The following is a 21,302-nucleotide window of genomic DNA, read 5'->3' on the forward strand; positions in this document are numbered from 1 at the left end:
CTCACCAAGTTTGTTCTGTTTGGGGTATTGATTGTTGGGTCATTATAGGGAGAGACAGACAAAGCTCAAGCATCAGCGCTTTCTAATGAAGGCGCTGGTTTTTCAGTCAGCCTTAACATTTATTTGTGACGCGAAATCGGCGCGTGAAGTAATAGATCTTCTGAATCGTTTTCTCTTATATTCTCGTTATACTGATTTGCTCAATTAGCCAGTTAATAAAAAGCTCAAGCTTTCGAGAATGTTTTTCGTTAGCCGTAACGACATAATATTTCTGTTTGCATTGCAGAGTTTGGTTTCTAAAAGGGGTGATCAGTTCGCCGGATTTAAGTCGTTTTTCCACCAGCGATAATCGACCGATAGCAACCCCCGCATTGTGCATAGCAGCACTGACGGCTAAATCGGATCGGTCGAATGAAATGCTTGGAATAGCGTCAATGTCTGTTATGCCATTTTGCTTTGCCCACAGTGTCCATTCATCGTGATGGGAGTTGTAATCCCATGCTTGGTTGTCGTGAAGTAGGGTGGCGTTTACCAAATTCGCTGGCTTTTCAAATAGGTTAAATTGTTCTGCATATGTTTGAGTGCAGACCGGGATTATCTCTTCGCTCATCAATTCTTTCGACCACAACTTTTCTGGCATTTGCTCATCGAAATAGATCGCGGCATCGATGCCATAACCTTGGAAATTGACGTTCTCATTGCCAGTAAGAATATTCAGCTCGATGGAAGGGTGCTTTTGCTTAAATAGGTACAACCTAGGCACAAGCCAACATTGTGCAAAAGAAGGGCGGGAGTAAATCGTCAGCTCTCCGGAGACTTCGCCATTTCTGACTTCCATGACCTCTTGGTTTAACTCGTTGAGCGTTCTGTTCAAGGCGAGATAAATACGTTCCCCTTCTTCAGTGAGCGTGATTTTTCGGTGAGAGCGGGTAAATAAGGCAATGCCAAGTTCTTCTTCTAGCTTGTTGATACGGTGAGAGATGGCGCTGGGCGTCATGGAGAGTTCTTCTGCTGCAAGAGAAAATGAACAGTGTCGTGCTGCCACTTCAAAAGTATGAAGCTTGGAAAGTTGAAAACTATTGATGCGTTGGTTCTTGGCGAAAATATTATCTCTGGTGTACATGTGCGTTATTGAGTCGAACTTGATAGAACACATAATAACGGCGTTGTTATAGTTGGATTCACCTATTGGTCGAAAAATTCACTAAACGTCGTATAAATCACGCTTTTGTTTAAGTTTACTTCATCTAAAGGTGAGTTTTGATCGTTTGTCAGGGCTATGGATTCCTCGTTTAATTGCAGTCAATTAAAACAACAACATAGGTCTGAACATGGAATCCAACCTTTGGGTCATTACTACCCTCATAACGAGTATCTTAATGATCGTTTTTGCGATCGTTAAGTTTAAACTCCATCCTTTTTTAGCGCTGTTACTCGCCAGTTTTTACGTTGGTGGGATGATGGGCATGCAACCTTTAGAGATGGTCAGTGCTATCGAAAGTGGCATTGGCGGCACTCTTGGTTTTCTTGCTGTCGTGATTGGTTTAGGCACCATACTTGGCAAGATGATGGAAGTGTCTGGGGCGGCTGAGCGAATTGGGCTTACCCTACAAAAGATTCGCTGGCTATCACCTGAAGTCATTATGGTGTTAATCGGCCTTGTTTGCGGAATTACTCTATTCGTGGAAGTTGGCGTAGTGCTGTTAATTCCACTGGCTTTTTCGATTGCGAAAAAAACCAATACCTCACTTTTAAATCTCGCCATTCCGCTTTGTACCGCCTTGATGGCAGTGCACTGTATTGTTCCTCCACACCCCGCCGCATTGTTTGTGACCAATGAGCTTGGTGCTGATATCGGTTCTGTGATTTTCTATGGCTTACTCATAGGTTTGGTTGCGTCTTTAGTTGGCGGTCCGCTGTTCTTGAAGATGATGGGTGCTCGTCTACCTTTCAAAACCGTACCTGAAGAGTTCACCTCACTAGAAGTGAAAGATGAAGCACAATTACCATCTTTGGGGGCGACGCTATTCACCGTGATGTTACCTATTGCGCTGATGCTGTTAAAAACGGCGGCAGAACTCAATATGGAACAAGGCTCTGTGCTCTACACCACTTTGGAGTTTATCGGCAACCCAATTACAGCAATGTTTATCGCCGCTTTTGTTGCTTATTACATGTTAGGTATTAAGCAGAACATGGGCATGAGTGTACTGCTTGAGAAAACGGAAGGTGCATTTTCTTCGATTGCCAACATCTTGCTGATTATTGGCGCTGGTGGTGCATTCAACGGCGTATTAAAGGGCAGTGGTTTGGCGGATGTATTGGCACAGTTACTTTCTAATCTCGATATGCATCCGATCCTTCTTGCATGGCTTGTCGCGATTATTCTGCATGCGGCAGTGGGCTCTGCCACCGTTGCCATGATGGGCGCGACGGCAATTGTGGCTCCATTACTCCCACTTTATCCGAACGTAAGCCCAGAAATCATTACTCTGGCTATAGGCTCTGGCGCAATTGGTTGTACGATAGTGACCGATTCGCTCTTTTGGTTGGTGAAGCAATATTGCGGAGCCACGATGACAGAAATCTTCAAGTACTACACGACAGCGACATTCATTGCCTCTTTTGTAGCATTAGCAGGCACATTCCTTCTGTCGTACATGATCTAATAAAGGTAAACAATAATGACTACGCATAACGTAAACGCACTAGTAGCAGAATTCCCTTTGGTTGAGCGACTCATTGGGTTAGAAGAGGTGGTTTGGTTCAACCCAAATATCACCACACTTGAAGAAGGTCTGCCGTACGTTGGTTTAGGTGCAGCCAACATCAAAGACGCGAGTGAACGACTAAAACGCTTTGCTCCATACTTAATGAAAGCCTTCCCAGAAACGGCGGCTTCTAACGGAATTATTGAATCGAACGTTGTTGACATCGACAAGATGAAGTCCTGCTTGGAAGCGCAATATGGCACTCAAATTCTTGGACGTTTGATGCTGAAAAAAGACAGTCATTTGCCTATTTCAGGATCAATAAAGGCGCGTGGTGGCATCTATGAAGTGCTAACACATGCAGAGAAGTTGGCGATTGAAGCTGGGCTTCTAAGTGAAAGTGATGATTACAGCAAATTGTTCAGTGAAGAGTTTCGTCAGTTCTTTCAGCAGTACAGCATTGCCGTAGGTTCGACAGGGAATCTAGGTATGTCTATCGGCATCATGAGTGCAAAACTTGGCTTCTCGGTATCGGTTCATATGTCAGCGGATGCACGAGAGTGGAAGAAAAATAAGCTGCGTTCTCATGGCGTAAACGTGGTGGAGTACGAGCAAGATTACGGTGTTGCTGTAGAGCAGGGACGCAAAGAAGCGGAGAAAGATCCAACTTGCTTCTTTATTGATGATGAGAACTCTCAGACCTTGTTCTTAGGTTATTCCGTTGCAGGCGAACGCTTGAAGCAACAGTTTGATGATATGGGTATCATCGTTGACGCGGAGCACCCTCTGTTCGTTTACCTACCTTGTGGGGTGGGCGGTGGCCCTGGTGGTGTGGCGTTTGGCTTGAAGATGGCATTTGGTGACCACGTTCATTGTATCTTCGCGGAGCCGACACACTCTCCGTGTATGCTGCTTGGGGTGCACACTGGTTTACATGATGACATCGCGGTGCAAGATCTTGGTATCGACAACATTACTGCCGCTGATGGTCTAGCGGTAGGGCGTGCGTCTGGTTTTGTGGGACGAGCAATGGAAAGACTGCTTGATGGTTACTACACCATGACGGATGAGCGCATGTACCATCATCTGGGTGAGCTAAGTGAACAAGAAGACATTCGTTTAGAGCCTTCTGCGTTGGCGGGCATGATGGGGGCAGTTCACGTTTCACAAGACCAAGTTTACCAAGCTCGAATGCAATTTAGTGAAGATAAGATGAAGAATGCCATTCACCTAGTTTGGGCTACGGGTGGCGGCATGGTGCCAGAGGCTGAAATGTCGGCGTACCTTGCGAAATCTGGTCGATAATTGAGTTTACTCTTGCTTTGGGAACTGTGAGAGTAATACCAATCGTAGCAAATAACTGGTCATTCTAGCTGGTTATAACGCTTGATAACTTTGTTTACTTTTCGTTTCAAAGTAAGTTAATTGTAGAGTAACTACTTATCGAAAATTTTAGCCTTGTTCTCAAGCGTTTTTCCTGCGCTAACTTTGAACACTTGCTTACTGTGATTGGTATAAAAAAGGGCTCATCAATGGATGAGCCCTTTGCTTATGTTAATTCCAGACTACAGAGATTGTAATAGCTGGTGGTAACGACCTTTCTCAGCTAGTAGCGCTTGGTGGCTACCTTGTTCGATGATCTCGCCTTGCTCCATCAGACAGATGTTGTCCATACTCTCTAGCTCAATCAAACGGTGGGTGATAAATACCACGGTTTTGTTCGCAAAGTGCTCTTTGAACAGTGCCATTACCGTTTGCTCTGTGCGTTTGTCTAGACCTTCAGTTGGTTCATCAAGAAGTAGGATTGGGGCATCACGCAATAGAGCGCGCGCAATACCAATTCGACGCTTTTCACCACCAGACAGTTGACGTCCGCCATCACCTAACCAAGCGTTCAATCCTGGCTCTTCTAAGAGATTCGCCAAGTCCACTTTGGTCAGAATATCAGCTAGCTGCTCGTCCGTGGCTTCAGGGGCTGCAAGCAGCAGGTTGTCACGCAATGTGCCATTAAGAACATCAACACGTTGGCTTACTACTGTGATTGCCGCGCGCAGATCAGATTCACTCCAATCTTGCAGAGGTGCGCCACCGATGCTCACTTGACCCTGGTTTACATCCCAGTAGCGACAAAGCAATTGAATAAGTGTTGATTTACCTGAACCAGTTTGACCAACAATCGCCGTTTTCGAGCCCAGTGGCAGTGATAGCGTTAGATCTTTCAGTACTTTTTGCTGACCATCAGGGTAGGTGAAATCTACCTTACTGAACTCAATATCTAACGGCTTATCTTCGCGTTTAGAACGTTCAGGGAAGATAACGTCTGGTTCAGCTAGCGTGATTTCGTTTAATCGACGTGCTGAAGTCAGTGTTTGACCTAGGTATTGGAAAGCACCGGCGATTGGCATCAGAATTTCAAAGCTCGCCATGGTGGCAAATGCGAACAGCGCAATCCAAGGATCTGGCGCACGACCACCAACGCCATCCGCAGCAAACCACAGCATCGCAACGAGCGTTAAACCATTCGCTAGCATCAGCAGGCCAGACGCCATGCCCGTTAGGTTCGCGTTGACAAACTGGTTGGATAGCAGTTGTTTTTGCTTCTCAAGAATCACATTGCGGTAGCGCTCTTCTGCGCCGAATAAGCTTAGTTCGCTGTAACCTTGCAACCAGTCTAATGTTGCCACGCGTAGCTGTGCTTTATTTTGTGTCAGATGTTCGCCGTTATGCTTACCCAGTTTGTAGAACAGTACCGGCCACACTAACAGCATTACCGTTAGAATACCGCCAAGCAATAAGGCAAGATGCCAGTCAAAGAAAGCAAGCACTGCGGTTAGCGACAAGATGCCGAATACGCCAACAATCACAGGGCTGATAAGACGCAAATAAACATGATCCATTGCATCTACATCCGCCACTAGACGGTTTAGTAAGTCTGCATCACGCAAAGTCGAAACACGACCGGGGATCAACGGCGCAAGCTTCTTGAAGAAGAAGATACGTAGATCCGTTAGTAGCTTGAAGGTCGCATTGTGGCTAACCACTCGTTCACCCCAACGACCTGCCGTACGTGCCATTGCCGCACCACGAACACCTGCGCCAGGCAACATGTAGTTAAAGGTCTCGCGAGCTATGGTCAATCCTGCCACAGCAGCAGCTGAAATAAACCAGCCTGATAAGGTTAGCAGACCGATGGAAGCGGCCAGTGTTAGGAAAGCCAGTAGCATACCCAGCGACAAACCAAACCAGTGCTTTTTATACAGTTTTAGATAAGGGAGTAAATCACGCATCTAAGTTCCCCTTGTCTGATTCACGTTGAGCTAGGTTGGCAGCCAACATTTCTTTAAATAAACCATCTTGAGACGCCAGAGTTTCGTAATCACCACGTTGGACAATTTGACCTTCTTGCATCACCAAAATCTGAGACACATTTTGCAGTGGTGCCAATTGGTGAGTGATCATCAAGTTAGTGGTGGATTCGGTGTATTTACCGATGCCTTCCATCACAAGTTTCTCGCTCCGAGCATCCAAGCTGGCGGTTGGCTCATCGAGTAACCAAAAACGCCCGTTTTGTAGCATCGCACGCGCAAGTGCAAGACGCTGTGCCTGACCAACAGATAGACCACCGGAGCGGTCAGAAATTTGGTAGTCCAAGCCATGCATTTCAACAAACTCTGCGGCGTGAGAGTCGTTGAGTACTGAATGGACTTGTTGGTCTTGAATATCTTGTTTGCCCAAGGTGACGTTGTCACGAATGCTGCCATGTAAAAGCATCGGGTTTTGCCCAATCCAACTGATGGCTTTTCGCCATGTAGACAAGTCCAACTCAGATAATTCACAACCGTTAACTTTCAGACTGCCCTTGTATGGCATAAAGCCAAGGATGGTGTTCACTAAGCTGGTTTTACCTGCACCACTAGGGCCAACTAATGCCGTGCTTTGGTTGGCGTCTAAAGAGAAGGTTAGGGGACCGACGAGTTGTTTGCCTTCTGGACTGAAGATAACAAGGTCACTGGCTTCGATGTGAATCGCTGCGTTTTGCTCAACGACTTTATTGCCGTCTTTCACTTGGTCAACGTCTAGCTCTAAGAACTCAACGATGCTTTCTGCTGCACCGACTGCTTGCTGCTTCGCATGATAGAAAGTGCCTAGATCGCGCAGTGGTTGATAGAATTCAGGCGCAAGGATCAGAATAAACAAACCGGCGAAGAGGGTTACGCCAGCGCCGTAATAGCCGAAGTTCAGTTCACCGATGTAGCTGAAACCGAAGTATACCGCAGTAATCGCAATTGAAATCGAAGTGAAGAACTCAAGCACGGCAGAAGATAGAAAGGCAATCTTCAAGACATCCATCGTACGTGTACGGAAGACTTCTGATGCCCCTTTTAATGTCTCGGTTTCTGACTTAGTGCGATCGAACAAACGAATCGTTGTCATCGCTTGTAAGCGGTCGTAGAAATGCCCAGAAAGACGTTGTAGCGCTTTGAAGTTCTTGCGGTTTGCGTCAGCGGCTTTCATACCAACCAAGGCCATGAACATTGGGACCAATGGCGCAGTTACTAGGAAAATTAAACCCGCTGCCCAGTTAATAGGGAAGACCACCACCAGAATGATGAAAGGCACCAATACAGACAACGACATTTGTGGAAGGTAGCGAGAGAAGAAATCTTGCATATCTTCTACTTGCTCTAAAATCAGAGTTGCCCAACTGCCCGCTGGCTTGCCTTTGATGTAAGCAGGACCAAGTTGGTGGACTTTATCGAGAATCAGTTGACGAATATAAACTCGGATTTGTTCACCACAACGGTATCCCGCAATTTCGCGTCCCCAAGTACAGGCTGCGCGACCAACAACGGTGACACCTAATCCGACGAAGTGCCAAACAAGTTCACTTCTGTCGACATGCTCAATGATTAACTGGTGGAGAATGGAGGCGAGCAGGGCTGCTTGAGCCAATAAAAACACGCTTGATAGTACGCCTAGGCCTATCGCAACCATCAGCCAGCGCTTGGCTAACTTACTTTGTTGCTTAAGCCACTTATTCAAGCTGCTTTGCTTTTTCTTATCCATCGTGAAGGCTTAATGATAATTGTTTTAATGAGGCGGTAGTATACAAAAGAAAACCCAGCGGGAATACCGCTGGGTTTTAAGGATATGACACAAATGTGAAAAGTTATTTGTCAGTAAGTGCGTCTAGGAAACGTTCTGCATCCAGTGCAGCCATACAACCAGTACCTGCAGAGGTAATAGCTTGACGGTAGTTATGATCCATCACATCACCCGCTGCGAACACACCTTTAATGCTGGTTTGTGTTGCGTTTCCTTCAAGACCAGATTGAACGATGATGTAACCATCTTTCATGTCTACCTGACCTTCAAAGATCTGTGTATTTGGTTGGTGACCGATTGCGATGAATGCGCCCATTACTTCGAGATCTTCGGTCGCACCGCTGTTCACATCTTTGATACGAACGCCAGTAACGCCCATGTCGTCACCTAGCACTTCATCTAGAGTGCGATCAGTATGAAGAATGATGTTACCGCTTTCTACTTTATCCATCAGACGCTTCACGAGGATCTTTTCAGCGCGGAATGAGTCGCGACGGTGGATCAGGTGAACTTCAGAGGCAATGTTTGATAGGTAAAGCGCTTCTTCTACCGCTGTGTTACCACCACCCACTACCGCTACTTTTTGATTACGGTAGAAGAAACCATCACAGGTTGCACATGCCGATACACCACGGCCTTTGAATGCTTCTTCAGATTCAAGACCTAGGTATTTTGCTGATGCGCCGGTAGAGATAATTAACGCATCACAAGTGTACTCACCAGAGTCACCTTTTAGACGGAATGGACGTTGAGACAATTCCACTTCGTTAATGTGATCGAACACGATTTCTGTTTCGAATCGTTCTGCGTGCTCTTTCATACGTTCCATCAAACCAGGACCAGTAAGACCTTCTGCATCACCAGGCCAGTTTTCTACTTCTGTTGTGGTCGTTAGCTGACCACCTTGCTGCATTCCCGTCACAAGCACAGGGTTTAGATTGGCACGCGCTGCGTAGACTGCTGCGGTGTAACCTGCTGGACCAGAACCAAGAATTAATAGTTTACAGTGTTTTACGTCGCTCATTATGGCTCCATAGAGGGCTGAACATTTTCTCCGATTGTATGGAAATTCTTAGTGCTTTAAAAGCATAAACGAAAGGAGCCAACCGAATTATTGGTTATAGGTTAGAACTTGCTGATGTTTATACCCAAGTAACCTCGAGATGCTAGGTTCAGCGAGAATGACTTGGTTTGTAGACGCGGCGACGATTTAAAGATCTAGTCACTCTAAATCAAGAATCGGCAACAAAGTATACAAGCCAAGACAACTCGCCCTTCGGGAGCGTGTCATTGCCTCGATTTCTGCGTCAAACAACTTGGAAAGAGCTGGCTATTACGCGGTGTTGTTTTCCTTGAACTCGAATCAATGACAACGCTCTGAATCCTGCATCTTGAAGTCACTTGGGTATATCATCGAGTGTGCCATTCCAGAATAAAATTCTATTCATAGTGGAGAGTTCTAGTTTCAAATGTTGTCAATGCTCTGTTATGAATGTTTAGACTGATATTTTACAAAATATTAGATATGTATGTTGTTTTTTTGTTTTTGTTGAAGCTATCAACGTCAAATTCTGGTAATTGCAGAATATTTGCGTATCCTAGAATGTAAATTAAATGTTAATCAAAACAAACTAGATGTGCCTCATTAAAGGAGCCAATGATGTTACATTCACGTGAGAACACCCTACATTTAACTCAGCTCAGCATGGCCGCGATTGAGCAACTTTCTCCTTCCTTTGAAGGACTACCTCGGACAGAACATGCCGATGGTCAGTATCGTTTACGCCGCTACTCCGTCGTGGGGTTTGAAAATGGTCAAGTGATTGATTTAAATAAGAACAGCTTTGTTCAGTCATCGGATATCAACCGCTTTCAAGGTGATGTCGTTCGTCAATTTGAGCCGATTGAGAAAGGTATTCTTTCAAGTGACGGCTTCCGTGAAATGTGCGCGTTGTTTGTTAATGCTAATCACCTACCAGAAGGTCAGGAAATCGAAATTCACCAGATTCGAATCACAGCGATTTATGATGAAACTCAAGTTGCTCCCGAAGGCGTGCACCAAGATGGCTTTGACCATATCGCGCTTGTCGGCGTGGGACGTCACAACATCATGGGCGGGGACATCATGCTTTACAGCAGCCACAATCAAGCGCCTTTCTTCCGTAAAGTGCTGGAGAATGGGGAAGTAGCAATGCTGGCAGACAGCAAACTGTGGCACAACGCCGTTCCAATTCGCTCAGTGATTAATGATCAAGAAGGTCACATGGATGTATTTGTACTGACAGCGACGGACAAACGAAATGAACTTCAATCTTAATCAAATTCGAGAGCAGTTTCCGGCATTGGCGCAATACCATAACGACCGTCCAGTAACGTTTTTTGATGGTCCTGGTGGTTCACAGGTACCGCAGTCGGTGTTAGACAGTATGGTGAGTTACCTTGGGCATTTTAACTCTAATCTCGGTGGGCACTATTTCTCGAGTCAAGCGACGGTTGACGTTATGCAATCCGCTCGTGAGTCTGCGCAAGCACTGCTCAATGCACCTTCATCCGGTAATATCGTTTTTGGTGCCAATATGACGTCACTGACTTTCCAATTAAGTCGTGCGATCAGTCGCGATTGGAAAGAGGGAGATGAAATCATTGTCTCGGCATTAGATCACTACTCCAATGTATCGAGCTGGCAGCAAGCCGCAGAAGACAAAGGCGTCATTGTTCACCAAGTGAGAATCAACGAACATGACTGTACGTTAGATCTAGAACATCTGCAAAGTCTGCTGAGCGAAAAAACTCGCTTAGTCGCTGTGACTTACGCATCGAATACCACCGGCTCAATTGTCGACATTCATCAAGTGGTAGAACTGGCGCATCGCATTGGTGCTCAGGTTTATGTGGATGCTGTTCATTATGCGCCGCACCACTTAGTCGATGTGCAAGCTATAGGGTGTGATTTCTTGGCGTGTTCCGCATATAAGTTTTTTGGACCACATGTCGGTATCGCTTACATTGCTGACCAATGGTTGCACAGTATCAAACCGTATAAAGTGGAACCTGCAACGAATATTGGACCAGGACGCTTCGAAACAGGAACGCAGAGTTTTGAAGGTTTAGCAGGCGTGACTGCTGCTATCGAATACTTAGCGCAATTTGGTGATGAAGGTGCATCACTTCGTCAGCGTTTAGAGCAAAGCTACGCGTTATATAATCAGCATGAACAGCAATTAAGTGCGCATTTCTTACAGCGTCTGAGTGCGCTTGATGGGGTGAATCTGTTTGGTATTAACGATGAAAGTAGCCAACTGAGGACACCCACGTTTGCTCTTACGTTTGATAAATACGCTCCAGAGTTCATTGCTAAAACGTTGGGTGAGCACAATATCTGCGTTTGGAACGGGCACTTCTATGCACTCGGGTTGGTTCGCCAATTGGGGCTCGAAGAATCTGGTGGCGTGGTGCGAATTGGTTGTATGCACTACAACACCACAGCTGAGATCGATATGTTATTTGATGTGTTAGAGAGCATACTCGACGTGTAAGAATCGAAAACTCAAAGAACAAAAAGCTCGGGCACTTGGCTCGAGCTTTTTCGTTTCTCTAAATTCAATTAATCGAGGCTTATTCGCTCACTTCAATCTCATACGAAGTAAATTTACGTACGTTAATCACCCCAGTATCAAAGATTAGGTATTGACCTTTAATGCCTTGCAGCGTGCCAGTGACGACAGGGTTCTTATCAAAGTTGTGTGAAGTGATTTTTGTTGGATGTTGCTGAACTGGGTAGCTCAGGGAAGTGATGTTCTCACTTAATACTTCAATAGCATCATCACCGTATTGTTGCTTAATCTCTGCAATTTTATCTTCCACCAATGGCAGTAGCTCTACAAAACGCTCTTGTAGCTCAATTGGTTCTCCATCACCTTTTAATAGAGTACGCCAATTCGTCTTATCGGCAATGTGTTTCGCTAATTCTACTTCAATCAGACCAGAGATATGGCGGGTTTTCACCTTGAAGATCGGTAGGCCTTGCGTCGCACCCTGATCGATCCAGCGGGTTGGGATTTGAGTATGACGTGTGATACCAACTTTCAAGCTTGACGTATTCGACAGGTAAACGAAGTGGTCTACCATGCAATTCTCTTCCCCCCATTGAGGTTCACGGCAGGTACCTTGCTCGTAGTGACAAGTTTCTGGCTTCATGATGCACATGTCGCAACTCGCTAACTTTTTCATACAAACAAAACAGTGGCCTTGAGAATAGCTTTTCTTAGTTTTCTTACCGCAAGAGCAGCAGTAAATATTGCCAGTGTGAGTCAAGGTAAGTGTTTGACCAAGAAACGGACTTAGATCCACTTCTTCATCACCGACAGGTAAACGGTAACTTACGGCACCGTCTAGAGAAGCACGCATCTTACTTAGCGTACCAGTAGCAATTATTGACATGACATTACTCATTATTGTGTTTTTGCACAGTATATACCGAACCGGGCTCGATAGGCAGGAAGAGGGAGCGAAGTTGCGGGATTTGAGTGTTCTTTGTTGGTTTTTTAATCGATGTACTCTATTAGGGTTTGAAGTGCTTCGCACAAGCACCTAAATGAAAATACACAGGCTACTTTGGAGCAAGATCATGTTGTATAACCATATGCAATGTATCAATAGTGAGAATTTGAGTTAAAAATCACTTTTTGGCTTGATAAATAACTTTATTTGAAAAGTGAAATAACATTCAGTACATTGGTCGATATAAACAGAATGATACTCAGTAACTAGGTTGGTCGTGATGAAATGGATACATAGATTAATTTTTGCATTATCGATATGCACCATCAGTTTGGTGGCGTTATATAGCTTGCTTGGTGACACCCGCAAACTTGAAGTTACACCAGACAAGTTCAATATCCATGTAACCAATGACGCTATTGCGGGCGGTCTGAGTGAGTCAGATATTACCTATCAAAACCACAGTTTGACTTTAAATTGCGATCTCAAAGAGAGTAAGTACGCATGGCCATACTGTGGAATTTCCGTGTACACCGATGTAAAAGAAGCAACCAAGGGGTTGGATCTTTCTAGTTACCACACGGTCCGTTTGAAGATCCGTTACGAGGCTGCTGGTGATGGGCAAAGCCCAAGCAAAAATCTACGTTTGTATTTAAGAAACTTTAACTCTGCCTACTCAATACCAACGGATGAATACACCATTAAATACAATGGTATGCAGTTTTCTCCTTCCGATTTCAGTGAGATTATTGAGATTCCAATTAAGAACCTTCAAGTCATGACATGGTGGTTGAATGACAATGATGTTGCTATTGAGCACTCTGCTCCGGAGTTTTCTAACATTACACGCATTGATTTAGCGACAGGTGCAGGTGCGGCGCTTGGTAAACATAAGATCGTGATCGACAAAATTGAGTTTGAAGGTGCGTACGTCCAGCAATCAACGCTGTTGTTTGTTTTATTGTTCTCCTGGATGGCATTAGGTTTGGCATTTTCACTGCACGAGATGCGAAAGAACAAAATGGCTTACAACAAAGCGAAAAAACGTCATCGTCATCTAGAGAAAGTTAACAACACGTTACGTGCGCAAAATTATGAATTCGCTGAACTGGCGCACCGTGATGCATTGACTGGAGCGATGAACCGTCATGCGGTACAAAGTTGGCTAGAACAGCAAGCTCGACAGGTTCGATGGGGGCACGACTCATTTTCCATTTTGTATATGGACTTAGATAAATTCAAACGTGTGAACGACAAGTACGGTCACCAGATGGGTGATGATATTCTGCGTGAGTTCGTCATGGTAATCTCAAGTTCGATTCAACCCGAAGATCGCCTGGTTCGATGGGGTGGGGAAGAGTTTGTGGTTTTTTGCCCAGACACCAATGTGGAACAAGCGGTGAAAAAAGCAGAAGTCATAAGACAGAATGTTGAAAGTCACTTGTGGGTTCATGGTGAACCTTTGACGTGCAGTATCGGTGTCGCTCAGATGCAAAATGAACGAGTCTCTGAGACGATGGCTCGTGCAGACGAAGTGCTCTACTTAGCTAAGCGCAATGGTCGCAACCGAATCGAAGTGAATTACGGCATGCAAATGAAGTCAGATGTGGCGTCTTAAATCCAGCCTTAGACAGAGAAATACAGAGAAGAAAAAAGGTGGCCGACCGACCACCAAAAGGGAAACTGCTGAACATGACTATGGGGTAGTAGCTAGGTATTCATATGATTACCGAGAACAGCAGCTGTAGTGCTAGACTTTGACGACAGAGAGCTGCGCATGATGTAGCTCTCTGCGTTTTTCCAGAACCTCGTTGTTACCAGAACAACCAAGCGAACAGCGTTAGTGCACCAATACATGCGATGTTCAGAACCATACCAATTCGCATCATTTCTTTCTGTTTAATATGACCCGTTGCAAAAACAATAGCATTTGGTGGTGTTGCTACTGGAAGCATGAAGGCACAAGACGCAGCAACAGCGATTAGCGCAGATAGAATCACTGGCGATAGACCAAGAGCCTCAGCAATGGTTGCAAATACAGGCACCAACAGTGCAGCACTCGCCGTGTTACTTGCAAACTCAGTTAAGAAAACGACGAATGCGACAACGGCTAAGATAGTCAGTAGCACGCCTGCTTGCTCTAGGAATCCAGCTAGACCATTTGCTAGGAATACGCTTGTTCCTGTCGCTTTAAGCACATTGCTCAGACAGATACCACCGCCGAACAAGATCAGTACGCCCCAATCGGTGGTTTTCTCAATATCTTTCCATTCCACTGCTCGTGACGCACCAAGCAAAAGAATTGCACCGATTGCCACTAAGGTATCGAATTTAGCAAAGCCACCTAGCATCGCGTTGATTGGTTTGCTGAAAATCCACAAAGTAACCGTCAATAGGAAGATTGCTAGCGTGATCATTTTGCCGTTTGTCCACTCAACAGGCTGGTGGTCAAGTTCGAACTTGTGGCTCAAATCAGGCTTAGTCATGGTGTAAAGGACCAAGATAGCGATAGGCATGAGAATCAATGAAATTGGTAAACCTAGTTCCATCCACTCTGTAAAACTCAAACCGACTTCTGCCGCTGCGATAGCGTTCGGTGGGCTACCAACTAGCGTTGCAATGCCACCAATAGAGGCGCTGTAAGCAATGCCCAGTAGAACGAACAAGTAGGTACTGTGACTTTTCTTCGCATCCAGTTTGCTCATTACACCTAGAACCAATGGCAACATCATGGCTGTGGTTGCGGTGTTTGAAATCCACATTGAAAGACCGGCACTAACACCAAACAACATAAACACAGCAACTGACATCTTACCGCGTGCGATGAGCAACACTTTATCGGCGATGGCTTGATCGAGCTTTTGTTTATGAAGGGCAGCGGCAAGAGCAAATCCACCCAAGAACAAGAAGATGATCGAGTTAGAGAAGTTGTTCAGTGCGGCTTGCGTATTAAAGACCCCTAAAAATACCGCGAGTAGCGGGATCAAAAGGGCCGTGATGCTCACATGGATTGCTTCCGTTAACCAAAGTACAGCTACGAAAATCAAAATACACAAGCCAGTTACGACTTGAGGATCAAAGGGTAGGGTGTTGAACAATATAGCGAACAGCAGGACATTAGACGTTAATATCATGCTGTTGCGAGTGAAGAACCAGTTCTTCAATGTCACAGCGAGTGCGGTCATGGTTGTGCTCCTTTTGCATTGCCTTAGTGTTGGTTTTTTATGGCAAAGTAACTGACTTGTAGTTATTTATTGATTAAATGTTACTGCGAATGCGAAAGGTAATTTTGTCTGAATCGACGGTCGAGCAAGAAAGTGTGAGGTTGGGAATTAGAAATGGGTAGAAAGCTACCCATTTACTTTTAATGAATTGTTATCGGTGTGTAATGCATGGCTGAGTGGTTGAAATAAACGACATCTCATAGAGTTTACTGCACAGGGATATTACGTTCGTTATCGATGGTTTCTGGTACCTCTTCCACGGCAACGATTGGCTCTTGAGGACCAAGAAAGCGCGGTTGAGTATGCATTACGTACAGATCTAAGAATGCTTTTACACGAGCCATAAGTTCACGAGTGCGCATGTTGAGTTTTTGCTTGCTTGCCGTTGGACCTGCTACTGCCAAACATTGCGCGTCGATATTGTATGCATCGGCAATGAAAAGAGCACGCTCACAGTGGAATCGCTGTGTGACAATTAGGAAGCGCTCAGAGGCAAAAATCTTCTTTGCTCGAACAATCGAATCCAAAGTACGAAATCCTGCGTAATCGAGATGGATGACCTCCTCCGGCACACCAGCTTTCAGTAAGTCTCGTTTCATTGTCCAAGGTTCATTGTAAGAGCGGTGAGCGTTATCCCCACTCAACAAAAATTGCTTCACTTTGCCTTGTTTGTACAACTCAATAGCCGCATTGATTCGGTGTGTGTAATAGGTGTTGAGCACCTTACCAATGTATTTACTGGTACCAAGAACAACGGCGACTTCATGCTCAGGTACTTGCTCGTAGTCGGTAAAAATTTGTTCTTGTGCTTGTAGCACAACCCAACGGTCTATGGCGATAACGGTGACGAGGAGACCGATTAAAGAGATCGACAAAACCAAAGCCAGACGCTTCCATGAGAATTTAAGCTTCCACTTTGACTTTATGCGGGAAAACAGCAAAACGTTCGATGTCCTAATTTCAATGTGTATCCCTCATCATATCTGATAGAAATGAAAAGAGAGAAGCCCATTTATGCCAAAATACGGTTAGGATGAGAAAAAAAAGCATAAAAAACAAAAGCCCCCGCAATGCGAGGGCTAATTATTATACAAAGCGTAGCAAAATTTAGAATGCTGTACGTTTGTAACGGCGATAAACTGGCTGCCAGAACGCTTGGTCAATGGCATCGTTTAACGCTTCATCGGTGATTTCTAGCGCAACGCCTTGCTCAATTGCTTTCTTCGCAACAGCGAATGCAATCTTCTTCGATACCAAGTGAATTTCTTCTAGTGGTGGAAGTAGGGCACCGTTGCCGTTGATAGCTAATGGCGAACATGTTGCCAACGCTCGGCTTGATTCCATCAGCATTTCATCGGTTACACGCTTCGCATTTACCGCCAGAACACCAAGTCCAATACCCGGGAAGATGTAACTGTTGTTACATTGTGCGATAGGGTAAGAACGACCTTCATGAACCACTGGCTCGAATGGGCTACCTGTTGCAACCAATGCTTCGCCGTTTGTCCAACGAATGATGTCGTTTGGCGTTGCTTCTACACGGCTAGTTGGGTTCGACAATGGGAACACGATCGGACGCTTACAGTGTTTGTGCATCTCTTTGATTACTTCTTCACTGAACAGACCCGGAGCACCCGATACACCGATCAGCACTGTTGGTTTCGCGTTGTGCATCACATCAAGAAGTGAGAAGCCATTTCCTTCATTTTCCCACTCTTTTGTGTTGTCGAACTTCTGAACCAAGCGTTGCTGGAAATCAAGAAGGTTAGGCATACCCTCTTGCAATAGACCCCAACGGTCAACCATGTAAACTTGTGAACGCGCTTTCTTATCAGAAATCCCTTCCGACACCATTTGTGCGATGATCGCTTCGGCGATACCACAACCTGCTGAACCTGCACCCAAGAAAGTAATACGTTGATCTGAAAGCTTAGTGCCTGCCGCTTTACATGCTGCTAGTAGAGAGCCTACCGTTACCGCAGCTGTACCTTGAATGTCATCGTTGAAACAACAGATGCGATCTTTGTAGCGCTCTAGAAGCGGCATTGCGTTTTTCTGTGCAAAGTCTTCGAACTGGATTAGCGCATCAGGCCAACGACGTTGTACTGCTTGGATAAACTCTTCAACAAACGCATCGTAATCTGGACCCGTGATACGAGGATGACGCCAGCCCATGTACATTGGGTCTGCTAGACGTTGCGGGTTGTTAGTACCTACATCCAGTACGATTGGTAGCGTGTACGCAGGGCTGATACCACCACACGCCGTGTATAAAGAAAGCTTACCGATTGGAATGCCCATGCCGCCGATACCTTGGTCACCCAAGCCCAAGATTCGTTCGCCATCAGTCACTACGATAACTTTAACGTTGTGGTTGGCTGCGTTGTTTAGCAGATCATCGATACGATCGCGGTTCGGGTATGAGATAAATAGACCACGACCACGACGGTAGATATTTGAGAAGTTCTCACACGCTGCACCAACAGTTGGTGTGTAGATGATAGGCATCATCTCTGAAATGTGGTTTTGAACTAGTCGGTAGTATAGCGTTTCGTTTGTATCTTGGATGTTGCGCAGGTAAATGTGCTTATCCATGTCGCTTTCAAAGCTTTTGTACTGTTGGTACGCACGCTCTACCTGTTCTTGGATCGTTTCAGTTGTCTCTGGTAGAAGACCTTCCAAGTTAAATGAACTACGTTCTTCTGCAGAGAACGCACTGCCCTTGTTCAATAGAGGAGTCGCTAAAAGAGCCGGACCCGCATATGGGATATAGAGTGGGCGCTTGTCGTTGTTCATTGGGTGCCTTAAATGTAGGGTTGAAGGATGCGTGCAAAATTCTAACGGGTTCACTATTTAGTTGTAAACATTCGTTGATGTACATCAACGTAATGTCGCAAAAAAATTCAGTTCCCGACGAAAATATCGTCACTGGAAAGAAAACATAACCATGAAATCGATTCCTAAAGCAGGAATTTCTCACTCAGGTATAATGCCCCGCAATCCATTATCACGTTCTTATTTGTTATGTCTCAATTGCCTATCGATAGCTTACAAGCTGAATTTGACCAACTCGTGAATCACCACCATTTGGTGGTAGAAGCCGAAACGGGCTCTGGTAAATCTACGCGTTTACCGCTTTGGTCTGCTAATCATGGTCGAGTATTGGTCATTGAGCCGCGTCGAATCGCATGTACGTCATTGGCAGAGTTTCTTGCTGATCAATCTGGTCAACCGTTAGGGAAGCAGATTGGTTACGCGATTAAGCTTCACGCTCACTATGATGAAAACACCAAAGTCGTGTTTGTGACGCCTGGTGTTGCACTACGTTGGTTCGCAGAAGACAAGCTTGCTAGCTTCGATATCGTGATGGTGGACGAATTTCATGAGCGTCGCTGGGACATTGATCTCCTTACGGCGATTTTAAAGCAAGAAAAGCAACACCGCTTGATCGTGACGTCAGCAACCTTAGAAGGTGAAAAACTGGCGAACTATTTGGATGCCAAACGGCTGCGATCGGAAGGTCGTTGTTTTCCTGTTACCGTTACCCACCGTTCACTGGATAGCCGTTACTTGCCGAACAAAAAGGGTTGCGAGAATGATGTCGTTCGAACAGTGAAGGAAGCGCTGGAAGACGAAGAGGGCGATATTCTCGTTTTCTTACCGGGTCGCAAAGAAATTACTCAATGCGCGCAAATGCTGCAAAACATCAATGACGTAATGATTGTGAAGCTGCATGCTTCGGTGAGTGATGAAGAGCGACACCGTACATTAACGGTACAAAATCAACGCAAAGTGGTTTTAGCGACCAACGTGGCGGAAACCTCGCTGACCATTCCCAATATCCGCGTGGTGATCGACAGTGGTTTGGAACGCAGAACGGTGCAACGAAACGGACGCACAGCTCTGACATTAACTCATATCTCCAAAGCCAGTGCCGCTCAGCGAATGGGGCGTGCTGGTCGTGTTGCAGAAGGGGCGTGTATTCGTCTGTTTGGTGAACATGCGCCATTAGAATTGGTTACCCCACCCGAATTACATCGTGAAGAACTTGTGGAGCCTATGCTTGCGGCTGCTTGTTGCGGCTATAGACTTTCCGAACTTCAATTTCTTGATGCGTTACCTGAAAAATCGCTGCTCTCCGCGAGCCAAACCTTGCGAGGTATGGAAGCGATAGACCAACAAGGTGATGTAACCGAGCATGGTAAAAAAGTTTACCCCTTACCTATTGACGCATTGTTTGCTGATTTAGTCACTCGTATGCAAACCAAATCAGAAAAAGAAGCGATGATCGACTTAGCTGCCGCACTCTCTGTTCCAGCTCAGTTGCATCAATTGCAAGGCGGTGAGTCTGCCGAAGCCCTAGCGCAAGAAGAACCATTTGGTTGTGATGCATCGCTGATGATTCGCTTGGTGAGAGGAGAGCAACTTCCCGGCGTTAATGTTGATGTGAGCGTACTTGAAGAAGCACAAGGCTTGGCGAAACAGATGCGAGAAGTGTTTGAATTGCCAGAACTTGACGTAGCATCGCGATACAAACGTGATGAACTGACCAAAGCAATCGCCAAGTTGCATCCTGAGCTGGTCTTCGTTCGTCGAGAACGACGCCGTGACGCTTTGGGCAATGGCTTGATGGAAATGGTGGTCGGTCGCAATAGCCGCTTCCCTGATAAAAGTGAGGCAGCATTGGTACTCGATAGCCATAGTGTCCCCGGAAGAGGCGTAAAGCAGACGCTTAACCTTGCATCTGTGATGTTACCTGTTTCCTTGGCGCTGCTACGTGAATTAGAACTTGGCGAATGGCAGCAAGGCGAAACCAATTATGAAGAAGAAGTCCCGCGCGCGACCATGCATTTGATCTATGCAGGGCGAACCATTTGTACTGAATACCAAGCACTTCAAGGAGAAGTGGCGGTTCAGTCTATTGTTGAGATGATTGATGAACAAGCGCTATTGCCGGGATTTGCGCCACTAAGAAAGCAACAAATTCAGCATTGGAAGATCTATAACGCTCTCGGGTTAAACCAAACTCCTGTTGATAAAAGCATGCTTGATGATTTGTCTTTTTCTACTTGGCTGGTCGAACAGCTGGAAACGCTTGGTGTCGAAAGTGTAGAAGACATCGAACTGTTTGACGCGGATGATATCCCTTTCGAAGGTATTCCAGATTGGGAATATCAAGATTTTGCAGAACAGTTTCCACTTAAGCTGGTGTTAGCTGAACTAAAACTCGACGTAGAGTACTTTGTGTCACGTAAATTGGTTCATGTCATCTACACAGAAGGTAACCGGAAAGGTGACCCAAAACGCTGGGAGCTACCACGATGGTCAGGCTGGAAAGTGCAATATAAGAAAGCCAGCCGAGTGCTCGATGTAAAATAACTTAAACCGGAACAGTAAAGGCGGAATCGAACTAAGCGACACCTCGTACTTTAATGACATCTTAGGTCTGTATGTGCAGGGGTATCACGACTACGGAGAAACCTCGATAGATTATGACTAATCACAAACGCAAGTAGGACTCGATATTCGTCTTTTGAACGTAATAGTCGTCATCCACTGGTATGCCTTGGCACACCGTAGTTTTAGTTCGTCGTTTAAAATATTAATCAATTGAATGCTTATATATGGCGAAGCTGTACTCCATTTGTTACAAAGCTGGTTTTAATATTTCCTTTTGAGGTTAAATTAGGGCATAAAAGACCATTGTTTTATATCCTATTGCTATATCAAAGTAATTGAACGATATTTTGTATATCTCATT

The 21,302-nt window shown here is 45.4% G+C and carries 14 protein-coding genes; 6 read left to right on the forward strand and 8 right to left on the reverse strand.

Annotated elements, in window-relative coordinates:
• Positions 1-175: 175 nt before the first annotated feature.
• Positions 176-1,123, reverse strand: coding sequence for a DNA-binding transcriptional regulator DsdC (gene dsdC / locus ABMY42_RS18300; RefSeq protein ID WP_038898864.1), 948 nt, complete (start codon positions 1,121-1,123; stop codon positions 176-178).
• 208 nt (positions 1,124-1,331) lie between these two features.
• On the opposite strand from dsdC, the gene dsdX reads away from it, so the two are divergent.
• A complete protein-coding gene (gene dsdX / locus ABMY42_RS18305) occupies positions 1,332-2,669 on the forward strand; it encodes a D-serine transporter DsdX (RefSeq protein ID WP_050908860.1) in 1,338 nt (445 codons plus the stop codon).
• Positions 2,670-2,684: 15 nt separating this feature from the next.
• Positions 2,685-4,016 (forward strand): D-serine ammonia-lyase, encoded by a 1,332-nt coding sequence (locus tag ABMY42_RS18310; protein WP_017188158.1) that lies wholly within the window; start codon positions 2,685-2,687, stop codon positions 4,014-4,016.
• Between the two features lie 260 nt (positions 4,017-4,276).
• Here the strand turns inward: ABMY42_RS18310 and cydC are convergent, their stop codons facing one another.
• From cydC to trxB, 3 genes are all read right to left on the reverse strand, one after another.
• The gene (gene cydC / locus ABMY42_RS18315) at positions 4,277-5,998 is read right to left on the reverse strand and encodes a cysteine/glutathione ABC transporter ATP-binding protein/permease CydC (RefSeq protein ID WP_017819488.1); all 1,722 of its coding nucleotides are present in this window, start codon (positions 5,996-5,998) and stop codon (positions 4,277-4,279) included.
• Positions 5,991-7,778 carry a cysteine/glutathione ABC transporter permease/ATP-binding protein CydD gene (gene cydD, locus ABMY42_RS18320; protein WP_349266604.1) on the reverse strand — a complete coding sequence of 596 codons (1,788 nt, stop codon included), beginning with the start codon at positions 7,776-7,778 and terminating at the stop codon, positions 5,991-5,993. The genes cydC and cydD overlap by 8 nt, the downstream gene beginning before the upstream one ends.
• Before the next feature lie 103 nt (positions 7,779-7,881).
• Positions 7,882-8,841, reverse strand: a complete 960-nt coding sequence (trxB, locus tag ABMY42_RS18325) for a thioredoxin-disulfide reductase (RefSeq protein WP_005444498.1) — start codon at positions 8,839-8,841, stop codon at positions 7,882-7,884.
• Between the two features lie 633 nt (positions 8,842-9,474).
• Here trxB and ABMY42_RS18330 point away from each other — a divergent pair.
• Positions 9,475-10,134 carry a 2OG-Fe dioxygenase family protein gene (locus ABMY42_RS18330; protein WP_005444497.1) on the forward strand — a complete coding sequence of 220 codons (660 nt, stop codon included), beginning with the start codon at positions 9,475-9,477 and terminating at the stop codon, positions 10,132-10,134.
• On the forward strand, positions 10,118-11,353 hold the full coding sequence (locus ABMY42_RS18335) for a cysteine desulfurase-like protein (RefSeq protein ID WP_050932242.1): 1,236 nt from the start codon (positions 10,118-10,120) through the stop codon (positions 11,351-11,353). Before ABMY42_RS18330 ends, ABMY42_RS18335 begins: the two co-directional genes overlap by 17 nt.
• Before the next feature lie 79 nt (positions 11,354-11,432).
• Here ABMY42_RS18335 and ABMY42_RS18340 read toward each other — a convergent pair whose 3' ends face one another.
• Entirely contained in the window at positions 11,433-12,257 is an 825-nt protein-coding gene (locus tag ABMY42_RS18340) for a DUF2797 domain-containing protein (RefSeq protein WP_050906986.1), read from the reverse strand.
• A 340-nt stretch (positions 12,258-12,597) separates the two neighbouring features.
• On the opposite strand from ABMY42_RS18340, the gene ABMY42_RS18345 reads away from it, so the two are divergent.
• A complete protein-coding gene (locus tag ABMY42_RS18345; protein ID WP_017188153.1) occupies positions 12,598-13,935 on the forward strand; it encodes a GGDEF domain-containing protein in 1,338 nt (445 codons plus the stop codon).
• 196 nt (positions 13,936-14,131) lie between these two features.
• On the opposite strand, the gene ABMY42_RS18350 is transcribed toward ABMY42_RS18345, so the two are convergent.
• The 3 genes from ABMY42_RS18350 to ABMY42_RS18360 all read right to left on the reverse strand — a co-directional run bounded on the left by ABMY42_RS18350 (position 14,132) and on the right by ABMY42_RS18360 (position 18,337).
• The gene (locus tag ABMY42_RS18350; protein WP_009698107.1) at positions 14,132-15,502 is read right to left on the reverse strand and encodes a DASS family sodium-coupled anion symporter; all 1,371 of its coding nucleotides are present in this window, start codon (positions 15,500-15,502) and stop codon (positions 14,132-14,134) included.
• Positions 15,503-15,747: 245 nt separating this feature from the next.
• Positions 15,748-16,482 carry an ElyC/SanA/YdcF family protein gene (locus ABMY42_RS18355; protein WP_009700901.1) on the reverse strand — a complete coding sequence of 245 codons (735 nt, stop codon included), beginning with the start codon at positions 16,480-16,482 and terminating at the stop codon, positions 15,748-15,750.
• Between the two features lie 166 nt (positions 16,483-16,648).
• Positions 16,649-18,337, reverse strand: coding sequence for an NAD-dependent malic enzyme (locus ABMY42_RS18360; protein WP_005444490.1), 1,689 nt, complete (start codon positions 18,335-18,337; stop codon positions 16,649-16,651).
• Positions 18,338-18,565: 228 nt separating this feature from the next.
• Between ABMY42_RS18360 and ABMY42_RS18365 the strand changes: the two genes are divergently transcribed.
• On the forward strand, positions 18,566-20,920 hold the full coding sequence (locus ABMY42_RS18365; RefSeq protein WP_349266605.1) for a helicase-related protein: 2,355 nt from the start codon (positions 18,566-18,568) through the stop codon (positions 20,918-20,920).
• The last annotated feature ends 382 nt before the right edge of the window (positions 20,921-21,302 follow it).

It is taken from the genome of Vibrio sp. SSH13-20 (assembly GCF_040104475.1).
Lineage (GTDB): Bacteria > Pseudomonadota > Gammaproteobacteria > Enterobacterales > Vibrionaceae > Vibrio > Vibrio harveyi.